The sequence below is a fragment of the Thalassobaculum sp. genome (assembly GCF_040219615.1).
Taxonomy (GTDB): Bacteria; Pseudomonadota; Alphaproteobacteria; order Thalassobaculales; family Thalassobaculaceae; genus Thalassobaculum_A.
Window position 1 is genome coordinate 50,044 of record NZ_JAVJSE010000011.1, and the last position, 20,442, is coordinate 70,485.

Here is a 20,442-nt window from a genome sequence, read left to right on the forward strand (position 1 = left end):
TCAGATCCCCATCTCGGCGAAGGCGATCGCGAAGATCGCGTTCAGCACGATCACCAGGAAGATCGACTCGACCACCGCCCGCGTGGTCTGCCGGCCCACGCTCTCGGCACTGCCGGACACGCCGAGCCCGTTGTGGCATCCGACCAGGGCGATCACCACCGCGAACACCGGCGCCTTGATCAGCCCGACCAGGAAGCTCCAGATCGTGACGCCGGATGCCAGCTGCGCCAGGAACTGCCCGGTCGAAAGGTCGAGCAGGAACAGGCAGACCACGGCGCCGCCGGCCAGCCCTGCCACGTCGGCGAACACCGCCAGCGCCGGCAGCGCGATCACCAGGGCCACGACCCGCGGCACCACCAGCACGTCGACCACCGACAGCCCCATGGTCTCCAGCGCATCGATCTCCTGGTTGACCTTCATGGTGCCGATCTGGGCCGCGAAGGCGCTGCCCGACCGGCCGGCCACGATGATCGCCGCCAGCAGGATGCCGATCTCGCGCAGCACCGAGACGCCGACCAGGTTGACGGTCAGGACCGCCGCCCCGAACCGGGCGAGCTGCAGTGCGCCCATATAGGCGAGCACCACACCGACCAGGAAGCACAGCAGGCCGACGATCGGCAGCGCCGTCACGCCGGTCGCCTCGATCTGCGCCACCACCGCGATGCCGCGCAGCCGTCGCGGCCGCAGGACCACCCGTCCCAGGGCCGCGACCACCAGCCCGAGCAGGCCGAGAAGGCCGCGGCCGGTGCCCGCGGCCTCGACGACGTGGCGACCGAGCTGTTCCAGGAACCGCGGCAGCGACCAGCGCGGCGGCGGCGCGACCATGGCCGCAGGATCCGACAGCGTCGCCTTGTCGAGGATCGCCCGCAGGCCGGCGTCCAACCCGACGATCTCGACCGCCACGCCGCGCTGTTCCAGCCTCGCGGCGGTCCGCCGGATCGCCCAGGCGCCGGCGCTGTCGAGCCGTGTCACCGCCGCCGCGTCCAGCGTCACCGCCCGGTCGCTCCGCTCGGCCAGCGCCCGCATGGCGGCATCGACGGTCAGCGCCGTCTCCAGGGTCCAGGCCCCGCGCAATCGCGCGACCACGGCGTCGCCGCGGCTCTCGACCGCCAGCGCGTCGGATTCCGGGATGCCGTTTCGACCCGCCGCCGGACGATCGATCGCCGTCGCCTGCACTCACTCCTCCCGTTCCCCCGATACAGAATACCAGGGTGGCCGTCGCATCGGCCAGGGCGCTGCACCGAGCGCGACAGTGGCACCCGGCGGCGGATTGTTCTACACGGGGCGGTCGGACGACGCAGGAGAACGCGATGAACCTCAAGGAGCACATCCGCTCGGTCCCGGATTTCCCGAAGCCGGGGATCCTGTTCTACGACATCTCGACCCTGCTGGCGCATCCGGTCGCCTGGAAGACCACCGTCGACCGGCTGGCCGACGCGATCCGCCCGTTCAAGCCCGACCTGCTGGCCGGCATCGAGAGCCGCGGGTTTCTGACCGCGGCGCCGCTGGCGCTCGAACTCGGGCTCGGCTTCATCATGATCCGCAAGAAGGGCAAGCTGCCCGGCCCGACCGTGCCCTACACCTACGACCTGGAATACGGCACCGACACCGTCGAGATCCAGGAGGGCGCGGTGCCGCCCGGCGCCCGAGTGGTGATCCTGGACGACCTGCTGGCGACCGGCGGCACCCTGAACGCCTCGGTGCAGCTGCTGCGCAAGGTCGGCGCCGACGTCACCGGCGGCGCCTGCATCATCGAGCTGACCTTCCTGAAGGGCCGCGACCGGCTCGACATCCCGTTCGAGGCCCTGCTGCCCTACGACGAGTAGCCCTTCGTGGCGCTCCGCCGACGCGGAGGGCTCCTCAGGATGTGGCGCAAGCCGAGGCTAAGGCTGTCGGTACCATCATCCTGAGGCGCCCCGCGAACGCGGGGCCTCGAAGGACACCACCGCGCGGCCGCGCACTTCGCCCTTGAGGATCGCCCGGCCGAGGTCCGGCAGCTCGTCGAACCGGTGCGTGTGGCTGACGGCGTCCAGCTTGTCCATCGGCAGGGTCGAGGCGATCGTCTGCCAGACCCGCTCGCGCCGGTCCTTCGGGCACATCACCGAGTCGATCCCGAGCAGGCTGACGCCGCGCAGCAGGAACGGCAGCACGGTGGTCGTCACTTCGTTGCCGCCGGTCAGGCCGACCGCCGCCGCCGCCCCACCATAGGCGATCTGGGTCAGCAGGTTGGCCAGGGTCGAGCCGCCGACGTTGTCGACCGCCGCCTGGAACCGCTCGCTGGCCAGCGGCCGCTTCGGCGGCTCCGCCAGCTCGGCGCGGTCGACGATGGCGGCCGCCCCCAGATCCTTCAGGTAATCGTGGGTCTCGGCCCGGCCGGTCGAGGCGACCACCGTGTAGCCCTTGGCCGCCAGCAGGGCGACCGCCACGCTGCCGACCCCGCCGGAGGCGCCGGTGACCAGCACCTCGCCGCCGTCCGGCCGCATCCCGGCGGCCTCCAGGGTGTCGACCGCAAGGCCGGCGGTGAACCCGGCAGTGCCGAGCGCCATGGCCCGCGCCAGGGTCAGCCCGTCGGGCAGCCTGACCAGGAACTCGCCCGGCACCCGCGCCAGCTCGCCGTAGCCGCCCCAGCGGGTCTCGCCGACCCGCCAGCCGGTCAGCACCACCGGGTCGCCCGGCGCCAGCCCCGCGTGCGTCGAGGCCTCGACGGTGCCGGAGAAATCGACACCGGGCACGTGCGGGTAGCTGCGCACCAGCCGGCCGATCCCGTTCATTACCATGCCGTCCTTGTAGTTGACGGTGGTGTAGGCGACCCGGACGGTGACGTCGCCTTCCGGCAGATCGGCCGTGGCGACCTGCTCGAAGGCGCCTGTGACCTTGCGGTTGTCGTCCTCGCGCAGGACGTATGCCTTGAAGCTGTCGGACATGCTGCCTCTCCGGTTCGATCGGGCGCGCGGTTGCCGAAGCCGCCCCGGGGTGCGAGGGTTTCGGGCCTTGCGCTGACGTAGTCGTTCCGGAGCCTGCCATGGATTCCTTCACCGCCGCAGCCCCCGCCGTGCCGCTTCGGGTCCAGCCGGAAACCCGGGACGTGAACGCATACGACGACGACCCGTCACTCGGCGCGCTGCTCGGCCAATACCTTTCCCCGACGGACCTCGCGGTGCTGACGCCGGCGCTGCGCCGGCTCGGCGGCCTGGTCGGCGACCGGCTCGACGACCTGGCGCACGCCGCCGACCGCAACCCGCCGGTGCTGCACCACCGCGACCGCACCGGCGACGACCGCCAGCGCATCGAGAAACACCCGGCCTATGTCGAAATGGAGCGCCTTGGCTTCGGTGAATTCGCGATGGCGGCGATGTCGCACCGCCCGGCCCTCGGCCTCGAGCGGCCGGTGCCGCACGCCGCCAAATACGCGGTCCAGTACCTGTTCGCGCAGTCGGAGTTCGGCCTGCTGTGCCCGATCAGCATGACCGACGCCCTGACCCGGACGATCCGGCGCTACGGCGACCCGGCGCTGGTCGAACGCTATCTCGCCGGCCTGACCGCCGAGACCCTGGACGAGCAGATCCAGGGCGCGATGTTCATGACCGAGCGCGCCGCCGGCTCCGACGTCGCCGCCACCGTCACCCGGGCGGTGCCCGACGGCGACGGCTGGCGGCTGTACGGCGACAAGTGGTTCTGCTCGAACGCCGATGCCGGGCTGGCGCTGGTGCTGGCTCGGCCCGACGGCGCGCCCGACGGCATCAAGGGCGTGTCGCTGTTCCTGCTGCCGCGCGACCTGCCGGACGGCAGCCACAACGCCTACCGGATCGTCCGGCTGAAGGACAAGCTCGGCACCCGCTCGATGGCGTCCGGCGAGATCACCCTGGAGGGCGCGACGGCCTGGATGGTCGGGGCGGCCGGCCAGGGCTTCGTGCAGATGGCCGAGATGGTCAACCAGTCGCGGCTGTCGAACGCCGTGCGCGCCGCCGGCATGATGCGCCGGGCCCTGCGCGAGGCGCTGGCGGTGGCGCGCGGCCGCGAGGCCTTCGGCCGCCGGCTGATCGAGCTGCCCCTGCAGCGCCGCCAGCTGATGAAGCTGACCCTGGCGACCGAGCAGGCGCTGTCGATGTCGATGTTCACCGCCGACGCCCTGGCCAGGGCCGATGCCGGCGACGACGAGGGCAAGGCGCTGCGCCGGATCCTGACGCCGCTGCTGAAGTTCCGGGTCTGCCGCGACGCCCGCAAGGTGACCGGCGACGCCATGGAGGCGCGCGGCGGGGTCGGCTACATCGAGGAATGGATCGAGCCGCGGCTGGTCCGCGACTCCCATCTCGGCTCGATCTGGGAGGGCACCAGCAACATCGTCGCGCTCGACGTGCTGCGGGCCGCCCGCAAGGAGATGGCGCATGTGGCGCTGGCCGGCGCGCTCGGTGTGCGCATGGCCGATGCCGGCGTCGCCGAGGAGCTGCGGGCCCGGCTGACCGGCCTACTGGCCCGCGCCACCGCCGCGGTCGACACCGCCGCCAAGGCCGGCGCCGAGGGCGACCACCGAGCCCGGGCCGTCGCCTCCGGCCTGTACCACGCCGCCTCGGCCTGCGTGCTGGCCTGCGACGGCGCGCTGCTCGGCGACCGGCGGCGCACGGCGCTCGCCGAGCTGGTTATCCGCCACAAGCTCACGCCGCGCGACCCGCTGGCGGAGCACGACCACGACCTCGACGCCGCGGCTGAGGCGCTGCTGCTGGGATAGGCCCGTCGCGCCATGGGTCCCGGAGCCGTCCCGGTTCAAGTCCGGGACTCTCCGGGATGACGAGCGTGTGTGCGCCCGCCTTTCCATCGTCATTCCGGAGGGGGCGCGGGAGCGCCCGGCTCCGGAACCCACCCGACGCTCCATCGTCGGGGATCGCCCTCAGATCGCCCGCGCCATCGCCATCCGGGTTTCCCGCGGGAAGCCGGAGCGCACCTGCTCGGCGATCTGGCGGCCGAGGAACACCTCGGCGCCGAGGTCGGGCACCTCGCGAAAGCCGATGCGCTCGTAGTACGGCCCGTTCCAGGGAATGTCGCGGAAGGTGGTCAGGGTCAGGCGCTGCACCCCGCGCGGGCCGTGGAAGGCGACGACCCGATCCAGCATACGGGCCGCCAGGCGGTTGCCGGCATGGTCGGGATGCACGGAAAGCTGGGCGACGTAGAGCGAGATCCGCCCGACCGGCTTGCAGTGCGCGAAGCCGACCGGCCGGTCGGCGCCGTCGATCGCCACCCACAGGCCCCAGCGGTCCTGGGCGTCGGCGAAGTCGGCGATCTCGGTGGTCGGGTAGCCGGCCACCAGATCTGCATACTCGGTCGCCCGGAACCGGGCGTCGGCCGCGACCTCGATGGCGGGAAGGGCGTCCAGCTCGTCGGGACGCGCGAGCCGGACGCCGTATGGCATGGTGTTACCGCAGCGGCTCGAGGATCGAGACGTAGTTGGCGACCGCCGCCCCGCCCATGTTGAAGATGCCGGCCAGCTTGGCGCCCGCGACCTGCATGTCGCCAGCCTCGCCGCGCACCTGCAGCGACGCCATGATGTGCATCGACACGCCGGTGGCGCCGATCGGGTGGCCCTTGGCCTTCAGCCCGCCCGACGGGTTGACCGGCAGCTTGCCGTCCTTTTCGGTCCAACCCTCGGCGATGGCGCGCGCGCCCTGGCCTTCCGGCACCAGGCCCATGGCCTCGTACTCGATCAGCTCGGCGATGGTGAAGCAGTCATGGGTCTCGACCAGCGACAGGTCGTCGAGGGTCAGGCCGGACTGCGCGAACGCCTTCTGCCAGGCCGAGGTGCAGCCCTCGAACTTCAGGATGTCGCGCTTCGACATCGGCAGGAAGTCGCTGGAATGGGCGGCGGCGCGGAACGCCACGGCCTTGTCCATGCCGAGTGCCGTGTCGACGTCGGCCAGCACGATCGCGGCGGCCCCATCGGACACCAGCGAGCAGTCGGTGCGCTTCAGCGGCCCGGCCACGAACGGGTTCTTCTCGCTCGGGTTCCGACAGAACTCGTAGCCCAGGTCCTTGCGCATCTGCGCATAGGGGTTGGCGACGCCGTTCCGGTGGTTCTTGGCGGCGATCCGGGCGAGCGCGTCGGACTGGTCGCCATGGCGCTGGAAATAGGCCTGGGCGATCTGCGCGAACACCCCGGCGAAGCCGCCGTCGATGCCGGCCTCCTCCTTGAGGTAGCTGGCCTTCAGCAGGGTCTCGCCGATCTCCTTGCCGGGCAGCGCGGTCATCTTCTCGACGCCGACGACCAGCACCCGGCGCGCCTTCTTCGCCTCGATCAGGGTCAGGCCCTGGTGGACGGCGGCGCTGCCGGTGGCGCAGGCGTTCTCGACCCGGGTCGCCGGCTTGAAGCGGAAGTCGTCGGACGCCTGGAACACCAGGGAGGCGGTGAAGTCCTGCTTCTCGAAGCCACCGTTGAAATGGCCCAGGAACACCGCGTCGATGTCCTTCGGCTCGAGCCCGGCGTCGGCCAGGGCGTCGACCGCGACCTTCACGATCATGCTCTCGGCATCCTCGCCCTCGCGCTTTCCGAAGGGCAGATGCGACCAACCGACGATGCAGGCGGTCATGACGGGATCTCCTCGTTCCGCAACAAACTGTGTAGATACATATAATACCATGCGCGCGACACAAGGTTGGCCAATCGGCGGCCGAGCGCAAGATGCCGCAAGGTAAACACGGTCGTGCCGCGGCTACGCCGTTGATCCGCCAGGACGAAGCCTGCGATGCTCGCCGTCTCACCGGGGGCGCCTCATGGACAGCGACATCTTCGACTACGTCATCGTCGGCGCCGGCTCGGCCGGCTGCGTGCTGGCCGACCGGCTGACCGAGGGCGGCGCCAGCGTCGCCCTGCTGGAGGCCGGGCCGCCCGACCGCCACCCGTTCATCCACATCCCGGCCGGGGTGAAGCACCTGCTGCACCATCCCGGCGTCAACTGGATGTACGCGTCGGAGCCCGAGGAGAGTTCCGGCAACCGCGCCATCCACTGGCCGCGCGGCCGGGTGCTGGGCGGCTCGTCGTCGATCAACGGCATGCTGTACGTGCGCGGCAACCCGGCCGACTACGACGGCTGGGCGCAGGCCGGCTGCCGCGGCTGGACCTGGGACGAGGTGCTGCCGTTCTTCCGGCGGTCGGAGACCTACGTCAGCGGCGGCGACGACGCGTTCCGCGGCCGCGACGGGCCGCTGGAGGTCGAGGACTACCGCACGATCCTGCCGCTGACCCATCGCTTCGTCGAGGCCGCCCAGCAGGCCGGGTTCCCGCTCAGCCTCGACCTGAACGGCGCCGAGCCGGAGGGCGTGGGCTACAGCCAGATGACCCGGGTCGGCCGGTTCCGCGGGTCGACGGCGCAGACATACCTGAAGCGCGCCCGCGGGCGCGGCGGCTTCCTGGTCGAGACCGACGCGGTCGCCACCAGGCTGCTGCTGGACGGGCGGCGCTGCACCGGGGTGGCGTTCCGCCAGCGCGGCCGCGACCGCACGGTCCGGGCGGCGCGCGAGGTGATCGTCGCCGGCGGCGCGGTGAACTCCCCCCACCTGCTGCAGGTCTCCGGCATCGGCCCCGGCGAGCACCTGCGCTCGATCGGCGTCGAGGTGGAGCACGACCTGCCCGGCGTCGGGCGCAACCTCTCGGACCACTACGTCGCCCGCGTGGTGCACCGGGTGCAGGGGGCGGTCAGCATGAACGAGCTGTCGCGGCTGCCCCGGGTCGCCGGCGAGATCCTGCGCTACGCCCTGTTCGGCAACGGCGCCCTGACCTTCGGCGTGACCAGCGCCATGGTGTTCTGCCGGTCGCGCGAGGGCCTGGCCAGCCCGGACCTGCAGCTGCTGTTCACCCCGGCCAGCTACGACGTCGGCCGGGTGCTGACACTGGAGGACGAGCCGGGGATCTCGCTGGTGGTCTGTCCGACCCGCCCGGCCAGCCGCGGCACGGTAATGGCCGAGAGTGCGGATCCGCTGGCCAGGCCGAAGATCCGGCCGAACTACCTGACCGACCCGGACGACGTGCGGGTCATGCTGGCCGGTTTCGCCCATTCCCGGCGCATCCTGTCGGCGCCGGCGCTGGCCCGCCACAGCGTCGCCGAGACCCGCCCAGGGCCGGACGTGACCACTCCCGAGGCCATCGAGGACTTCGCCCGGCGCGAGGGCACGACGCTGTACCACCCGATCGGCACCTGCCGGATGGGCACCGACCCGACCGCCGTGGTCGACCCGCGCCTCAAGGTGCACGGGCTCGACGGCCTACGGGTGGTCGACGCCTCGGTGATGCCGGTGCTGACCACCGGCAACACCAACGCGCCGACCATCATGATCGCCGAGAAGGCGTCGGCGATGATCCTGGAGGATGCGCGCAGCGGATGACGCCCCGGAGCGTTGCTGTACCCTGCACCCACCGCCGCCCACCCAGGAGCCCCGCCATGCGCCACACCCTCACCACCCTTGCCCTCGTCGCCGCCCTGGCACTCGGCGGCTGCTTCCACCAGGACTCCAAGGCCGAGATCGTCAAGAAGGCCGAGAGCGCCGCCACCAAGGACCAGCTGCGCAAGGCGCTGGGCGACCCCGACACCCTGAACAAGGCCGGGCCGCTGGAGGAATGGGTCTACGAGGCCTCCGACGGCGTGGTGCGGTTCCCGATCCTCGGCGACCGGGTCGGGCCGGTGGTGACCGGGGAGAAGGCGAAGAAGTAGGTTCCTTCATGCTCGATCGTTGATGATATATGATATCGATATCACATGCCTGAATGGCTTGTTGATCGCGGAGAACGAACATGCGGGCTCTCGTGGATATCGATGAAGGTCAGGTCCGGGACCTGGATCGCCTCGCGAAGCAGCAGAAGCGGTCGCGCGCCGCGCTCATCCGTGAAGCCGTCGCGGACTATCTGGAAAGGCGAGGCCGGCAGACGGCCGAGGATGCCTTCGGTCTCTGGGGGCAACACAAGACCGACGGGCTCGCCTACCAAGAAAAGATCCGTAGCGAATGGTGAAAGCACTGTTCGACACGAACGTTCTCGTCGATTTCCTCAACGCCGTACCCGAAGCACGCGAGGAACTGGGCCGATATGACGAGAAGGCGATCAGTGTTATCATCTGGATCGAGGTAATGGTCGGCGCCGATCCTGACGTGGAGGAAGCGACGCGGCGGTTCCTCGGAACGTTCACGGTTGTGCCGCTCGCGGGCGATGTCGCCGAGCGCGCCATTGCCCTGCGCCGGAAACATCGGATCAAACTGCCGGATGCCGTGATCTGGGCGTCGGCGGACGCTCGCTCCATGCTCCTGGTCACCCGGAACACCAAGGACTTCCCGGCCCAGACACCTGGGGTCCGCATCCCGTACACTCTCTAGCCGCCCTCCCGCCGCGTCCTCCTTCCGATCGAGGAAACCCCATGCCCTTCGACTATACGCCGTTCCTGCGCGCCGACCTGCCGGCCCCTGCCGCCCGCTTCGGCGGCTTCCCGAAATACAACTTCGTCGGCGGCCACAATGACGCCGACGCGGTGCCGGTCGCCGACCTGGTCGCGGCCGCCGCGGCGGCGCTGGCGCGCGAGGGCCGGACACTGGCGACCTACGGGCTGAACAGCGGGCCGCAGGGCTATCTGGCACTGCGCGAGGGCATCGTGCGCCACCTGGGATCCAAGGCCGGAATGGCCTGCACGGCCGACGACGTCCTGGTCACCTCGGGCTCGCTGCAGGCCCTCGACCTGATCAACGCGGTGTTCATCCAGCCGGGCGACACCGCGATCATCGAGGAGGGCTGCTACGGCGGCGCCATGACCCGCCTGAAGAAGCTCGGCGCCAGCTACGTCGGCGCGCCGCTCGACGGCGACGGCATCCGCATGGACACGCTGTCGAACATCCTGGACGACCTGAAGGCCAGGGGCACGACCCCGAAATTCGTCTACACCATCCCGACCGTGCAGAACCCGACCGGCTCGGTCATGCCGGTGGAGCGCCGGGTCGAGCTGCTGCGGCTCGCCGCCGCCCACGGCATCCCGATCGTCGAGGACGACTGCTACGCCGACCTGATCTGGGAGGGCGAGCGGCCGCCCGCAATCAAGGGGCTGCCGGGCGGCGACCGGGTCGTCTATTGCGGCTCGTTCTCCAAGTCGATCGCGCCGGCGCTGCGGGTCGGCTACATCGTCGCCGAGTGGCCGGTGCTGAGCCGCATGCTGCCGCTGAAGACCGACGGCGGCACCGGCGCGCTCGAGCAGATGGTGCTGGCGGAGTATCTCGCCGGGACCTTCGACAGCCATGTCGCCGAGCTGCGCGGCACCCTGAAGACGAAGTGCGCGGCGATGATGGAGGCGGTGAACCGGGAGTTCGGATCGGCCGCCGAGTTCAGCGCGCCCAAGGGCGGCATCTTCCTGTGGGTCACCCTGCCGGACGCGGTCGATACCGCCCGGCTGTTCAAGGCGGCGGGGGCGGAGGGCGTGGCGATCAACCCGGGCGGCGAGTGGTCGGCCGACGCGGCGGCCGGCGCCCACAAGCTGCGGCTGTGCTTCGCGCACCCGACGGTCGAGGCGATCCACGAGGGCGTGGCCAGGCTGGCCGAGATCTGCCATCGCGAGTTCGGCGTGCCGGTGCGCAGCGGCAATGTCGGGCGCAGCGGCTGACCCTTCGAGGCCCCGCTTCGCGGGACGCCTCAGGGCGACGGGCGCTCCTCTGTCGCCCTGAGGTGCGCGCCGAAGGCGGGCCGCGAAGGGCCGGCCGGGAACTTCTCAGGCGGCCATCACATAGGGCTCCAGCGGCATCGTCGCTTCGCCGCGAACGATCGGCAGGCAGTCCGGCGGGAAGTCCTGGCGAAACCGGCCGCCGGCGGCACGCACGGCGGCGATGAAGCGCGGCAGGTGCGCCATCGCCCCGGTCGGCAGGTCGTGGATCACCAGCAGGGTCCAGGGCTGGGCTGCGCACTGGGCCAGCGCGGTCTCGACCCAGGCGTCGGGCTCGGCCCAGTCGCGCGGGATGGCGTTCCACAGCACGCAGGTGTAGCCGCCGGCCTGCAGATGGTCGCGGACCGCCGGGCTCAGCAGGTGCGGGCCGATCCGGCCGCCGCCGCCGAACGGCCGGAACAGCCGGTCGGGACGCGCGAGATCGCCGATCAGCGCCTCGGTCCGGGCGATCTCGGCGTCGGCGACGCCGGGGTCGGCGCTGAGCCCGAGCGGGGTGGAGTGGCTGAAGGTGTGGTTGGCGATCCAGTGGCCCTCGGCATGGGCGCGCTCGGCCAGCGCCCGGCGGCCCGGCATCGCCAGCTTGTGGCCCAACACGAAGAAGCTGGCCTTGATTCCCTCCGCCGCCAGCACGTCGAGCACGCCCGGCGTCACCTCGGGCTCGGGCCCGTTGTCGAAGCTCAGGGTGACGTCGAAGGTCATCGGGCTACCATCGTCGATTCCAGCGGTTCCAGCGATACAGGACCGCCGCGAAGCCATTGTAGGCCCATCGCAACAGCGTGCGCAGCACCGGCAGCCGACTGATCCTGGCCAGCGCGCCCTGCTCCGGCGTCAGGCCCCACAGCGTCTCGAACGCCTCGGCGCCGACGCGCTTCCCGCCGCGCTCGTCGACCACGTGCAGGCGCTCGCGCACGAACTCCAGCTCGACCCCGATCTCGGCGGCGCGGGCGTTGTCGGCATGCACGTCGATCCACTCGACCTCCGCCGCGCAGTCCCGCATCCGCCCCTTCTGGTCGGCAATCCCGGCGGCGCATACCGGGCAGGCGCTGTTGTAGTAGACCCGGGTCTTCGCCATCTGCGTCACCTCGCGGCTGTGAATATGTGACGGAGCAGGCATGCGGCGAGCCCCCTGTGGCCCCATGCCGCGCCGCTATTGGGACGCCGATTGCGTTCGTGACGAGGTCGCCAGTCCCAGGAAGACCAGAATGGCGCGGTTGAGGCGCAGAACATCGTCGTCATGCAGGTGGCCGAGCCGGTGCCCGACCTTCGATCGCGGCACGGTAACGATCTTGTCGACCATCAGCCAACTGGCCAGCCGCAAGCCGTTCCGTTCGCTCGGTTCGACGGGAAGGCGGATCAGCGGCGCATCGGTTTCAGTGGTCGTGAGGATGCAGATGGTGACCGACGCCGTCGCATCGAAGCTGTCGTCCTGAATGACAACGGCCGGGCGAGGCTTTCCTGCGAAGCCCGCGCCGCCGCGCACCGTCCAGATCTCGCCTCGCCTCATTCACGGCCCTCGTCCCAATCGGCGACGGAGTCGACGAAGGCCTGGTCGTCGGTGTCCTGGTCCGCTGCCGCGACCGCCAGCGACTGGCGATGTGCTTCGGCCCTGAAGGCGGGGGAACGTACGTCCGGAACCCAGATCTGGACAGGGCGGAGCCCCTGCCGCCGCAGGCGGGCTCGATACGCCTGCACCTTCGCACGGGACGACTTCGAGCTCGATTCGGAAGGCATGGCGACCTCCATTCAGGATCGGTTACATGTTACCAACCCGGATATGGAAAGCCCAGGCGACGATTCGAGACGCCCTCACTTCCCCCGGAGCGTCGACCAGAACCGCACCGGCTCGCCGACCGGGGTGCCCAGCACCTCGTCGTCCTTCATCGCCAGATGGCCGCGCACCACGGTGGCGATCGGCCAGCCGGTGACCTTCATGCCGGCGAACGGGGTCCAGCCGCATTTGCTGGCGATCCAGGCGTCGGTGATCTCGCGCTCGGCCTTCAGGTCGACGATCGCGAAGTCGGCGTCCCAGCCCATGGCGATCCGGCCCTTGCCGGCGATGCCGTAAATCCGGTGCGGCCCGTCCGAGGTCAGGTCGACCAGTCGCTGCAGGGTCAGCCGGCCCTTGGCCATGTGGTCGAGCAGCAGCGGCAGCAGGGTCTGCACGCCGGGCATGCCGGACGGGCTGGACGGGTACGGCCGCTGCTTCTCCTCCAGGGTATGCGGGGCGTGGTCGGAGCCGATCACGTCGATGGTGCCGTCGGCGATCGCCCGCCACAGCGCCGCCCGGTGGCGCTCGTCGCGCACCGGCGGGTTCATCTGCGCCTTCGAGCCGAGACGGTCGTAGCACTCGGGTGCTGCCATGGTGAGGTGGTTCAGCGTGGTCTCGACGGTCGCCACGTCCTTGTGCAGCGCCAGGAACTCCAGCTCCTCGGCCGAGGTGACGTGCAGCACATGGACCGGCCGGCCGTAGTCGGTGCCGAGCTTGACGATGCGCCTGGTCGCCCGGAGTGCCGCCTCCTCGTCCCGCCAGATCGGGTGGGCGCGTGGATGCGCCGCCTCCTTGGCGATGTGCTGGCGCTCCTTCAGCCGGTCCTCGTCCTCGGCATGCACCGCAACCCGGCGACGGCCGTTGGCCAGGATCCGGGCCAGCAGCTCGTCCTTGTCGGCCAGCAGCGAGCCGGTCGACGAGCCCATGAATACCTTGACCCCGGCGCAGCCGCGGATGCGCTCCAGCTCGGCAAGGTCGGCGACGTTCTCCTCGGAGCCGCCGACGAAGTAGGCGTGGTCGCACCACGCCCGGCCCTGGGAGCGGGCCAGCTTGTCGGCCAGTTCGGCCCGGCCGAGGGTCAGCGGCGAGGTGTTCGGCATCTCGAAGAACGCGGTCACCCCGCCCTTCACGGCGGCCTTGCTGCCGTGGGCGATGTCCTCCTTGTGCTCCAGGCCGGGCTCGCGGAAATGCACCTGGGTGTCGATCACGCCGGGCAGCACGTGGAGCCCCTTGGCGTCGAGCACCGAGGCCGCGGCCGCACCCCCGAGGTCGCCCAGTGCGGCGACCTTGCCGCCGCGCACGCCGACATCGGTCGCCGTCGGCCCGGACGGCGTCATCACCGTGCCACCGCGCACCACCAGATCGAACGTCTCCGCCATCGTCCCCTTCTCCCATCGCCGGCTGTCCGCCGCAGCATAGTCGTGTCCGCCGAACCGGCAACGGGTAGCGGCAACGGATATCGGAATGGTTGTCGGTCCGCCCCCGCCATGTAGACTCTTCGAGGATCGACGGCGGGACGGGCGGAGAGCATGACCGAGCAACCGACGGGACCGGCCGGAGGCGGCCGGAGCGACAGCCTGCGTGCCTGGTCGGCCACCCGGACGCCCGGCGCGAAGCCGCGCCTTGCCTATGACTCGCCGGGCTACCTGGCGCTGCTGAAGCTGCATGTCGTCAACACGCTGCTGACGGTCGTCACCCTGTCGGTGTGGCGGTTCTGGGCGGTGACCCGGGTGCGGCGGCTGCTGTGGGCGCACATTCGGTTCGACGACCAGCCGCTGGAGTACACCGGCAACGGCCTCGAGATCTTCGTCGGCTTCCTCAAGGTCGTCCTGTTCGTCCTGCTGCCGATCGGCCTGGCGATGGCCGGACTCCAGCTGGTGCTGGCGGACGCCGCCCCGTCCCTGCCGGGCACCCTGTCGATCATGTACTTCCTCGGCCTGCTCTGGCTGATTGCGCTCGGCAAGTATCTGAGCTTCCGCTACCGCGTTTCCCGGACCCGCTGGCGCGGTATCCGCGGCCGGCTGTCGGGCAGCGCCGGCGGCTACTTCTGGCTCGCCTTCTGGACCTTCGCGGTCACCGTCCTCACCGTCGGCCTGTTCAAGCCGTGGATGGATGCCGACCGGATCCACTACGCGCTCAACGGCGCCCGCGCCGGCAGCCTGCGGGCGACCACCGGGATCACCGGCGGCACCCTGTTCCCGCCCTTCCTGCTGGCGCTGCTTCTGGTCCCGATCGCGATCGGAATCCTGTTCGTCGGTTCAAGCGTCTCGCCGGCGGTATCGATTGTCGCGGGGCCGCTGATCCCGATCGCCGCCATGGCGGGGTACTTCTGGTACCGCGCCGCGCTGTTCCGGCTGACCGCCGAGCGCACCCAGGTCGGCCCGCTGCTGTTCGACTTCACGGCGTCGGGCTGGGCGCATGCGTGGCTGTGGATCGGCAACATGCTGCTGCTGTTCGGGCCGGCCGCGCTGGTCGGCATCGTGACGCTTCCCTTCCTGTTCGTGTCGATCGCCGCGATGGCCGCCGGCGGCGCTACGCCCGACGCCGCGCAGCTGCAGGCGGTGCTCGCGCTGTCCAACCTGCCGATCTACGGCACGCTGGGGCTCTGCTATCTTCTTCTCATGCCGGTGGTCTGGCAGCGCCGGATCCGGTTCGTCTGCCGCCACCTCGCCGTTCACGGCGCGGTCGATCCCGCGGTCGTCAGGCAGGCCGCCGAGGATCCGTCGGTCGCCGGCGAGGGCCTGGTCGGGGACTTCGATGCCTTCTGACGATACCCGCACAAGCGGCCCGGCGGTCCTGTTCGACGGCGTCACGGCCCGCGACCACGCGGTCGTCGCCACGCTCTCGGCCGGACGGATGGTCCTGGTACCGGCGGACCCCGGGAACCCTCCGGACTGCCCGCTGACATGGCAGCTGGAGGACAGTCACGCAGTCGACGGCAAGACCGGCGACCGGCTGACGGTCGCAACCCGGTCCGCCCCGAACGCCCGGCTCGTCGTCCGGGATCCGGCCCTGCGGACCGCCCTCGCCCCGGCTCTGCACGACCGTCCCGGCCGGACCGACGAGCACCGCCGGGCGGTCCGCTGGGCCGCCGGCCTCGGCGTGGCGGTGCTGCTGATCGCCGCCACCGCCGGCCTCGCCAGCGGGTATGCCGCACGGTTCCTGCCGGCCGGCTGGGGCGGCGACCTGTCGGACCGGATGCTGCAGCAACTGTCGGCGGTGCAACCGCCCTGCTCGGGCCGCGAGGGCGTCCTCGCCCTGAACCGGCTGGCCGCCCTCATGGCCGACGCATTGCATGCGCCCGCCCCGAAGGTCGTGACGGTGCGCTGGGACCTGGTCAATGCCTTCGCCCTGCCGGGCGGGCGCGTGGTGCTGACCTCCGGCCTGATCGAGCACGCCGGCACGCCGCAGGCCGTCGCCGCCGTGCTGGCGCACGAGATCGGCCACGTCGCCCGCCGCGACCCGCTGGCCCGGATGCTGCGCGAGCATCTGGTCGACGTGGCGCTGTCGGCGGTCTTCGGTGTGTCCTTCGAGCTCGGCCCGAGCGGCGCCGCCGCCGGCATGCTGCTCGACAACAGCTACACACGCGACCAGGAAGCGGGCGCCGACGCGGCGGCGGTCCGGATCCTGAACGCCCTCGACATCGATCCGGGCCCGGGCGCGCGGTTCTTCGACCGGCTCGCCGCCGGCGAGAGCGGCCTCGGCGCCGTCACCTGGCTGCGCAGCCACCCGCTGTCGGCCGGGCGGGCCGAAGACCTGCGGCGCGCCGGCATCGGACGCGGGCCCGGTCTGTCCGCCGAGGACTGGAGGGCCGTGCAGGCGATCTGCCTGTAGCCGGCGCTACAGCGGCTTGCCGCGGACCCGGTCGCGCAACGCCTCGATGTTCGCCAGGCCCGGCAGGTGCGGATGGATCTTCAGGGCCGCCTCGAAGGCGGCCAGGGCGTCGGCCGGCCGGTCCTGGGCCAACCGCACCAGGCCGAGGCCGGAGAGCGCCCCGAAATGTCGCGGCTCCAGGACCAGCGTGCGCTGGATGTCCTCGGCGGAACCGGTCAGGTCGCCCAGCGCGTATCGGAGGGTGGCGCGCTTGTTCCAGCCCTCGGCGTAGTCCGGTGCCACGGTCACCACGGCATCGAACGCCCGCAGCGCGTCGTGGCCCTGCCCGAGCGACATCATCCGCAGGCCCCGCTGCATCGCGTCGGCGACCCCGACGCCGGCAGGCGGCTCCAGCCAGATCGACCAGATCCTCGCCTCCACGGCCTGCGCCCGCTCCGCGCTGCCGGTCGTGCCGAGTTCTGCGAACAGCGCGTCCAGTCTCGGATCCGTCTGGTCCGCGCTCGCGGGTACCGCGATACCAAGACAGAACGCGGCAACCACAAGTAATTTCAGTTGATCGCGCAAGGTCATGGCCGTCCTCCGATAAAATCCCAAAAACTCGCGGCGAAGTTCTCCGGCAACCTAACGTTAACCTTTGTCCCGCACCGTGGTGAGACCCTATTCGGGATTGGGAGGACAACAAATGACGACCAGGACTGTGCTTCACGGCGCCCTGCTGGCCACGGCCATCGGGCTGGTTGCCGCCAACGCCTTGGCGGAGGCGCCCGGCGTCTCGGCCGGGAAGATCGTATTCGGTCAGGCCGCCGCCTTCGAAGGCCCCGCCGCCGCCCTCGGCAACAACATGAAGCTCGGCATCGACGCCGCCTTCGCGGAAGCGAACGCCGCCGGAGGCGTCAACGGCCGACAGCTTTCCGTCGTCCGCTACGACGACAGCTACGAGCCCGACAAGTCCGTGTCGGCCACCCGCAAGCTGATCGAGGAGGACAAGGTCTTCGCGCTGATCGGTCCGGTCGGAACCCCGACCACCCTGGTCACCCAGCCGATCGCCACCGCCGCCGGCGTGCCGTTCATCGGCCCGTTCACCGGTGCCGGCTTCCTGCGCAAGCCCGAGAACGCCAACGTCATCAACGTACGTGCCACCTACGACCAGGAGACCGAGGCCTGGGTCGAGTATCTGACCACGACCAAGAAGGCGCAGAAGATCGCGATCCTCTACCAGGACGACGGCTTCGGCCGTGTCGGCCTGGCCGGCGTTCAGAAGGCGATGGACAAGCGCGGCCTCAAGCTGGTTGCCGAAGCCACCTATCCGCGCAATACCACCGCGGTGAAGTCCGCCGTCGTCGACCTGCGCAAGGCCGATCCGGACGCCATCGTCATGGTCGGCGCCTACAAGCCGATCGCCGAGTTCGTGAAGCTGTCGCGCAAGCTGAAGATGGATCCGACCTTCATCACCATCTCCTTCGTCGGATCCGAAGCCCTGGCGGCGGAGCTCGGGGCCGACGGCGCCGGCGTGATCATCAGCCAGGTCGTCCCGTTCCCGTTCGACTCCGGAATCCCGGTGGTCGCCAGCTACCAGAAGGCGCTGGCAGCGGTCGACGCGAGCGCCAAGCCGGGCTTCGGCTCGCTCGAGGGCTACATGGTCGGCCGGCTCACCGTCGAGGGCCTGAAGACCGCCGGGGCCGACGTGACCCGTGAATCCTTCCTGAAGGCGATCTACGATACCGGGGCGTTCGACCTGGGCGGCGCCAGCATGAAGTTCGGTGCCGGCGACAACCAGGGCATGGAATCGGTGTATCTCACCGAGATCCAGGCCGACGGCAGCTTCAGGGCGATCGGCTCGTCGACGAACTGACGCGCCGGAAGCCGAAACGACAAGGGCGGCTCCGAACTCGCCTCGGAGCCGCCCGTTCAAAGCAAGACGAGCGAGGGAGGAATGCAGATGACCGACAGCGAGTCGAGCGCCGATTCCGCGACCCCGGAGCGCCGGACCCGGTTCGGCATCGGGCCCCGGCTGTACTCCGCCTTCGGCGCGACGACGGCCCTGACCGTGGTGGCGGTCGGTCTGGCCTACGCCGCCTTCGAGAACGTCCGCGGCACCCTCGAGAACATCACCAACCAGTCGATTCCGGTCCTGGCCAGCAGCTTCCAGCTCGCGGCCGAGTCGGCGACGGCGGCCGCCGTCGCCCCGAACATCATCTCGGCATCCAGCGACGAGGCGCGTGACGCCGTCCGGGCCGAGATGGAGATCAGCCTTCGCCAGGTCGATGCGGCGACCGCGACGCTGGGCGCCTTCGACGCCACGACCGGCGACGCGATCCGCCCGCTCGCGCAGGGCCTGCGCGAGCAGCTCGGCGCGCTCGACGAGGCGGTCAAGCGGCGCGAGGTCGCCCGGGCCGGACTGGCCGATGCCATGGACCAGGCGCTGGCCGCGCACCGCGAGTTCCTGACGGTGATCCGTCCGCAGGTCGACGACGCGACGTTCAACCTGGTGATCGCCAGCGAGGACACGACCAGCGAGGTCACCGACACCATCGATCGCCTCGTGCAGGTCGAAGTCGCGGCCCTGCAGGCCGCGCTGACGCTGTCGGCCGAGGGTCAGCGCCTGCTCGGCATCATGGCCCGGACCAATCAGATCGAGAATCTGGACGAGCTGGCTGCCGAGGAGCAGCTGTTCGGAACCGCGGCGATCGCCATGCAGAAGACCATCGCCAACCTGCCGAAGACCCCGGAGGGCGACGCTCTCGGGCAGCTGGCCTCGAAGCTGATGGGCTACGGCCTGGGCGAATGGTCGGCCTTCGCGATCCGCAAGGGCGAGCTTTCCTGGGTCGACCTGACCCCGGAGCAGTACGACGAGGTCCAGCAGCAGCGGAAGCGCTTCGACGGCGAGATCGTCGACGTCGCCAGGGTCTTCGACGACGCCGTGGTGCCGGTGGTCAATGCCGCCCGGATCGCTCTCATCGGCGGCAGCAGCGACCTGTCCAGCAATCTCGAGGACCGGATCTCGACACTCATCGAGAAGGACGTCGCCAGCCTGCGGCAGATGCTCGAGACCCTGGCCGAATCCAACCTCGTCATCGGCCTGATGAGTACCGCGACCAGCGCGCCCGACAAGGACCGGCTGTCGGTGCTGCAGAGCGCGTTCGTCAACTCCGGCCAGAGCCTCGACGACCTGACGGAGGCGCTTGCCGAGATCGAAGGCATGGCGGCCGTTGCGGAGAGAGTACGCGGCCTGATCGCCTTCGGGCGGGAGCCCGGCAACATGTTCGAGCGGCGCCTGCAGGTGCTGAGCGAGGAGCAGGCCGCAACCGATGCGCTCGCCGAGGTGCAGGCCCTCGCGAAGCGGTTCGACGCAGTGGTCGACACGCAGGTCGCGAATGCGATGCGGCAGGCCGACGAGGAGGCCGGAGTCGCCTCCCTCGCCGTGGATCGCAGCGAGTTCGCCCTGTTCGGGATCGCCGGCATCAGCATCCTGATCAGCCTCGTGATCGGCTGGCTGGTGGTCAACCGCGCCGTGGTCGGCCGCCTGTTGCGGCTGGCCGATACCATGCGGGTGATCGCCGGCGGCGACCATCAGGTCGAGGTCGACACCACCGGCCGCGACGAGGTCACCGAGATGGCCCGGGCGGTCGCGGTGTTCCGCGACAACGCGATCGAGGTCGAGCGGCTGCAGGCCGACCAGATCGCCTCCGAGAAGCGGGCGTCGGAGGACCGCCAGGTGCAGCGCGTCCAGCTCGCCGACGCCTTCGAGAGCCGGGTCAAGGGCATCGTCGACAGGCTCGGCCAGGCGGCCCGCGAGATGACCACCAACGCCCAGGCCATGACCGGCGGGGCCGCCGACGTGCGCGACCGCTCGATCGACGGCGCCAATGCCGCCCAGGAGACCTCGTCCAACGTGCAGACCGTGGCCTCGGCCGCCGAGGAGCTGTCGGCGTCGATCCGCGAGATCTCCAGCAAGATCGCCCAGTCCTCGACCCGGGCCCGCGAGGCCGCCGACCAGGCCGAGACCACCAACCGGCTGGTCGAGAGCCTGGAGCAGGCGGCGCGCCGGATCGACACGGTGGTGACCCTGATCCAGGACATCGCCGAGCAGACCAACCTGCTGGCGCTGAACGCCACCATCGAGGCGGCGCGGGCCGGCGAGGCCGGCAAGGGCTTCGCGGTGGTGGC

The 20,442-nt window shown here is 70.7% G+C and carries 21 protein-coding genes; 11 read left to right on the plus strand and 10 right to left on the minus strand.

All coding sequences use genetic code 11. The features are described from left to right. Positions 1–1,176: an MlaE family lipid ABC transporter permease subunit gene (locus tag RIC31_RS07510; protein WP_350104743.1), complete on the minus strand. Its 1,176-nt coding sequence runs from the start codon at positions 1,174–1,176 to the stop codon at positions 1–3. 134 nt (positions 1,177–1,310) lie between these two features. Here RIC31_RS07510 and RIC31_RS07515 point away from each other — a divergent pair, with 134 nt between their 5' ends. Beyond that, on the plus strand, positions 1,311–1,826 hold the full coding sequence (locus tag RIC31_RS07515; RefSeq protein WP_350104744.1) for an adenine phosphoribosyltransferase: 516 nt from the start codon (positions 1,311–1,313) through the stop codon (positions 1,824–1,826). Positions 1,827–1,901: 75 nt separating this feature from the next. Here the strand turns inward: RIC31_RS07515 and RIC31_RS07520 are convergent, their stop codons facing one another. Then, on the minus strand, positions 1,902–2,924 hold the full coding sequence (locus RIC31_RS07520; protein WP_350104745.1) for an MDR family oxidoreductase: 1,023 nt from the start codon (positions 2,922–2,924) through the stop codon (positions 1,902–1,904). Between the two features lie 98 nt (positions 2,925–3,022). On the opposite strand from RIC31_RS07520, the gene RIC31_RS07525 reads away from it, so the two are divergent. Beyond that, positions 3,023–4,726 (plus strand): acyl-CoA dehydrogenase family protein, encoded by a 1,704-nt coding sequence (locus RIC31_RS07525; protein WP_350104746.1) that lies wholly within the window; start codon positions 3,023–3,025, stop codon positions 4,724–4,726. A gap of 159 nt (positions 4,727–4,885) precedes the next feature. Here RIC31_RS07525 and RIC31_RS07530 read toward each other — a convergent pair whose 3' ends face one another. Both RIC31_RS07530 and RIC31_RS07535 read right to left on the minus strand, forming a co-directional pair. Continuing rightward, positions 4,886–5,404 (minus strand): GNAT family N-acetyltransferase, encoded by a 519-nt coding sequence (locus RIC31_RS07530; RefSeq protein WP_350104747.1) that lies wholly within the window; start codon positions 5,402–5,404, stop codon positions 4,886–4,888. Between the two features lie 4 nt (positions 5,405–5,408). Next, positions 5,409–6,575, minus strand: a complete 1,167-nt coding sequence (locus RIC31_RS07535; protein ID WP_350104748.1) for an acetyl-CoA acetyltransferase — start codon at positions 6,573–6,575, stop codon at positions 5,409–5,411. Between the two features lie 184 nt (positions 6,576–6,759). On the opposite strand from RIC31_RS07535, the gene RIC31_RS07540 reads away from it, so the two are divergent. The 5 genes from RIC31_RS07540 (at position 6,760) to RIC31_RS07560 (ending at position 10,616) form a co-directional block, all read left to right on the plus strand. Beyond that, the gene (locus tag RIC31_RS07540; protein ID WP_350104749.1) at positions 6,760–8,367 is read left to right on the plus strand and encodes a GMC family oxidoreductase; all 1,608 of its coding nucleotides are present in this window, start codon (positions 6,760–6,762) and stop codon (positions 8,365–8,367) included. Between the two features lie 56 nt (positions 8,368–8,423). Beyond that, positions 8,424–8,693, plus strand: a complete 270-nt coding sequence (locus RIC31_RS07545) for a hypothetical protein (protein WP_350104751.1) — start codon at positions 8,424–8,426, stop codon at positions 8,691–8,693. A gap of 80 nt (positions 8,694–8,773) precedes the next feature. Further along, positions 8,774–8,989 carry a CopG family ribbon-helix-helix protein gene (locus tag RIC31_RS07550; protein WP_350104752.1) on the plus strand — a complete coding sequence of 72 codons (216 nt, stop codon included), beginning with the start codon at positions 8,774–8,776 and terminating at the stop codon, positions 8,987–8,989. Then, on the plus strand, positions 8,983–9,348 hold the full coding sequence (locus tag RIC31_RS07555) for a type II toxin-antitoxin system VapC family toxin (RefSeq protein WP_350104754.1): 366 nt from the start codon (positions 8,983–8,985) through the stop codon (positions 9,346–9,348). The genes RIC31_RS07550 and RIC31_RS07555 overlap by 7 nt, the downstream gene beginning before the upstream one ends. Positions 9,349–9,389: 41 nt before the next feature. Then, positions 9,390–10,616, plus strand: coding sequence for an aminotransferase-like domain-containing protein (locus RIC31_RS07560; protein WP_350104757.1), 1,227 nt, complete (start codon positions 9,390–9,392; stop codon positions 10,614–10,616). Between the two features lie 105 nt (positions 10,617–10,721). Here RIC31_RS07560 and RIC31_RS07565 read toward each other — a convergent pair whose 3' ends face one another. From RIC31_RS07565 to RIC31_RS07585, 5 genes are all read right to left on the minus strand, one after another. After that, entirely contained in the window at positions 10,722–11,372 is a 651-nt protein-coding gene (locus RIC31_RS07565) for a polysaccharide deacetylase family protein (protein WP_350104759.1), read from the minus strand. Between the two features lie 4 nt (positions 11,373–11,376). Continuing rightward, on the minus strand, positions 11,377–11,745 hold the full coding sequence (locus tag RIC31_RS07570) for a thiol-disulfide oxidoreductase DCC family protein (RefSeq protein ID WP_350104761.1): 369 nt from the start codon (positions 11,743–11,745) through the stop codon (positions 11,377–11,379). 75 nt (positions 11,746–11,820) lie between these two features. Beyond that, positions 11,821–12,177: a type II toxin-antitoxin system PemK/MazF family toxin gene (locus RIC31_RS07575; protein WP_350104763.1), complete on the minus strand. Its 357-nt coding sequence runs from the start codon at positions 12,175–12,177 to the stop codon at positions 11,821–11,823. Beyond that, on the minus strand, positions 12,174–12,404 hold the full coding sequence (locus RIC31_RS07580; protein WP_350104765.1) for an antitoxin MazE family protein: 231 nt from the start codon (positions 12,402–12,404) through the stop codon (positions 12,174–12,176). Before RIC31_RS07580 ends, RIC31_RS07575 begins: the two co-directional genes overlap by 4 nt. A gap of 75 nt (positions 12,405–12,479) precedes the next feature. After that, positions 12,480–13,820, minus strand: a complete 1,341-nt coding sequence (locus RIC31_RS07585; protein WP_350104767.1) for a dihydroorotase — start codon at positions 13,818–13,820, stop codon at positions 12,480–12,482. Positions 13,821–13,970: 150 nt separating this feature from the next. Between RIC31_RS07585 and RIC31_RS07590 the strand changes: the two genes are divergently transcribed. Both RIC31_RS07590 and RIC31_RS07595 read left to right on the plus strand, forming a co-directional pair. Next, positions 13,971–15,209 (plus strand): DUF898 family protein, encoded by a 1,239-nt coding sequence (locus RIC31_RS07590; RefSeq protein ID WP_350104769.1) that lies wholly within the window; start codon positions 13,971–13,973, stop codon positions 15,207–15,209. After that, on the plus strand, positions 15,199–16,275 hold the full coding sequence (locus RIC31_RS07595) for a M48 family metallopeptidase (protein ID WP_350104771.1): 1,077 nt from the start codon (positions 15,199–15,201) through the stop codon (positions 16,273–16,275). The genes RIC31_RS07590 and RIC31_RS07595 overlap by 11 nt, the downstream gene beginning before the upstream one ends. Positions 16,276–16,281: 6 nt before the next feature. Here RIC31_RS07595 and RIC31_RS07600 read toward each other — a convergent pair whose 3' ends face one another. After that, positions 16,282–16,845, minus strand: a complete 564-nt coding sequence (locus RIC31_RS07600) for a tetratricopeptide repeat protein (protein WP_350104774.1) — start codon at positions 16,843–16,845, stop codon at positions 16,282–16,284. Positions 16,846–16,957: 112 nt separating this feature from the next. On the opposite strand from RIC31_RS07600, the gene RIC31_RS07605 reads away from it, so the two are divergent. Together RIC31_RS07605 and RIC31_RS07610 are read left to right on the plus strand one after the other, a co-directional pair. Beyond that, on the plus strand, positions 16,958–18,127 hold the full coding sequence (locus RIC31_RS07605; RefSeq protein WP_350104776.1) for an ABC transporter substrate-binding protein: 1,170 nt from the start codon (positions 16,958–16,960) through the stop codon (positions 18,125–18,127). 87 nt (positions 18,128–18,214) lie between these two features. Next, a partial coding sequence (locus RIC31_RS07610; protein WP_350104778.1) for a methyl-accepting chemotaxis protein occupies positions 18,215–20,442 on the plus strand: 2,228 nt, incomplete at its 3' end.

Excerpts from the sequence above, each read along its gene's own strand:
- RIC31_RS07585 (WP_350104767.1), bottom strand. The coding sequence starts at position 13,820 with ATGGCGGAGACGTTCGATCTGGTGGTGCGCGGTGGCACGGTGATGACG.
- RIC31_RS07595 (WP_350104771.1), top strand. The coding sequence starts at position 15,199 with ATGCCTTCTGACGATACCCGCACAAGCGGCCCGGCGGTCCTGTTCGAC.
- RIC31_RS07600 (WP_350104774.1), bottom strand. The coding sequence starts at position 16,845 with ATGACCTTGCGCGATCAACTGAAATTACTTGTGGTTGCCGCGTTCTGT.
- RIC31_RS07580 (WP_350104765.1), bottom strand. The coding sequence starts at position 12,404 with ATGCCTTCCGAATCGAGCTCGAAGTCGTCCCGTGCGAAGGTGCAGGCG.
- RIC31_RS07540 (WP_350104749.1), top strand. The coding sequence starts at position 6,760 with ATGGACAGCGACATCTTCGACTACGTCATCGTCGGCGCCGGCTCGGCC.
- RIC31_RS07550 (WP_350104752.1), top strand. The coding sequence starts at position 8,774 with ATGCGGGCTCTCGTGGATATCGATGAAGGTCAGGTCCGGGACCTGGAT.
- RIC31_RS07545 (WP_350104751.1), top strand. The coding sequence starts at position 8,424 with ATGCGCCACACCCTCACCACCCTTGCCCTCGTCGCCGCCCTGGCACTC.
- RIC31_RS07565 (WP_350104759.1), bottom strand. The coding sequence starts at position 11,372 with ATGACCTTCGACGTCACCCTGAGCTTCGACAACGGGCCCGAGCCCGAG.
- RIC31_RS07570 (WP_350104761.1), bottom strand. The coding sequence starts at position 11,745 with ATGGCGAAGACCCGGGTCTACTACAACAGCGCCTGCCCGGTATGCGCC.
- RIC31_RS07605 (WP_350104776.1), top strand. The coding sequence starts at position 16,958 with ATGACGACCAGGACTGTGCTTCACGGCGCCCTGCTGGCCACGGCCATC.
- RIC31_RS07555 (WP_350104754.1), top strand. The coding sequence starts at position 8,983 with ATGGTGAAAGCACTGTTCGACACGAACGTTCTCGTCGATTTCCTCAAC.
- RIC31_RS07525 (WP_350104746.1), top strand. The coding sequence starts at position 3,023 with ATGGATTCCTTCACCGCCGCAGCCCCCGCCGTGCCGCTTCGGGTCCAG.
- RIC31_RS07560 (WP_350104757.1), top strand. The coding sequence starts at position 9,390 with ATGCCCTTCGACTATACGCCGTTCCTGCGCGCCGACCTGCCGGCCCCT.
- RIC31_RS07515 (WP_350104744.1), top strand. The coding sequence starts at position 1,311 with ATGAACCTCAAGGAGCACATCCGCTCGGTCCCGGATTTCCCGAAGCCG.
- RIC31_RS07535 (WP_350104748.1), bottom strand. The coding sequence starts at position 6,575 with ATGACCGCCTGCATCGTCGGTTGGTCGCATCTGCCCTTCGGAAAGCGC.
- RIC31_RS07520 (WP_350104745.1), bottom strand. The coding sequence starts at position 2,924 with ATGTCCGACAGCTTCAAGGCATACGTCCTGCGCGAGGACGACAACCGC.
- RIC31_RS07575 (WP_350104763.1), bottom strand. The coding sequence starts at position 12,177 with ATGAGGCGAGGCGAGATCTGGACGGTGCGCGGCGGCGCGGGCTTCGCA.
- RIC31_RS07590 (WP_350104769.1), top strand. The coding sequence starts at position 13,971 with ATGACCGAGCAACCGACGGGACCGGCCGGAGGCGGCCGGAGCGACAGC.
- RIC31_RS07530 (WP_350104747.1), bottom strand. The coding sequence starts at position 5,404 with ATGCCATACGGCGTCCGGCTCGCGCGTCCCGACGAGCTGGACGCCCTT.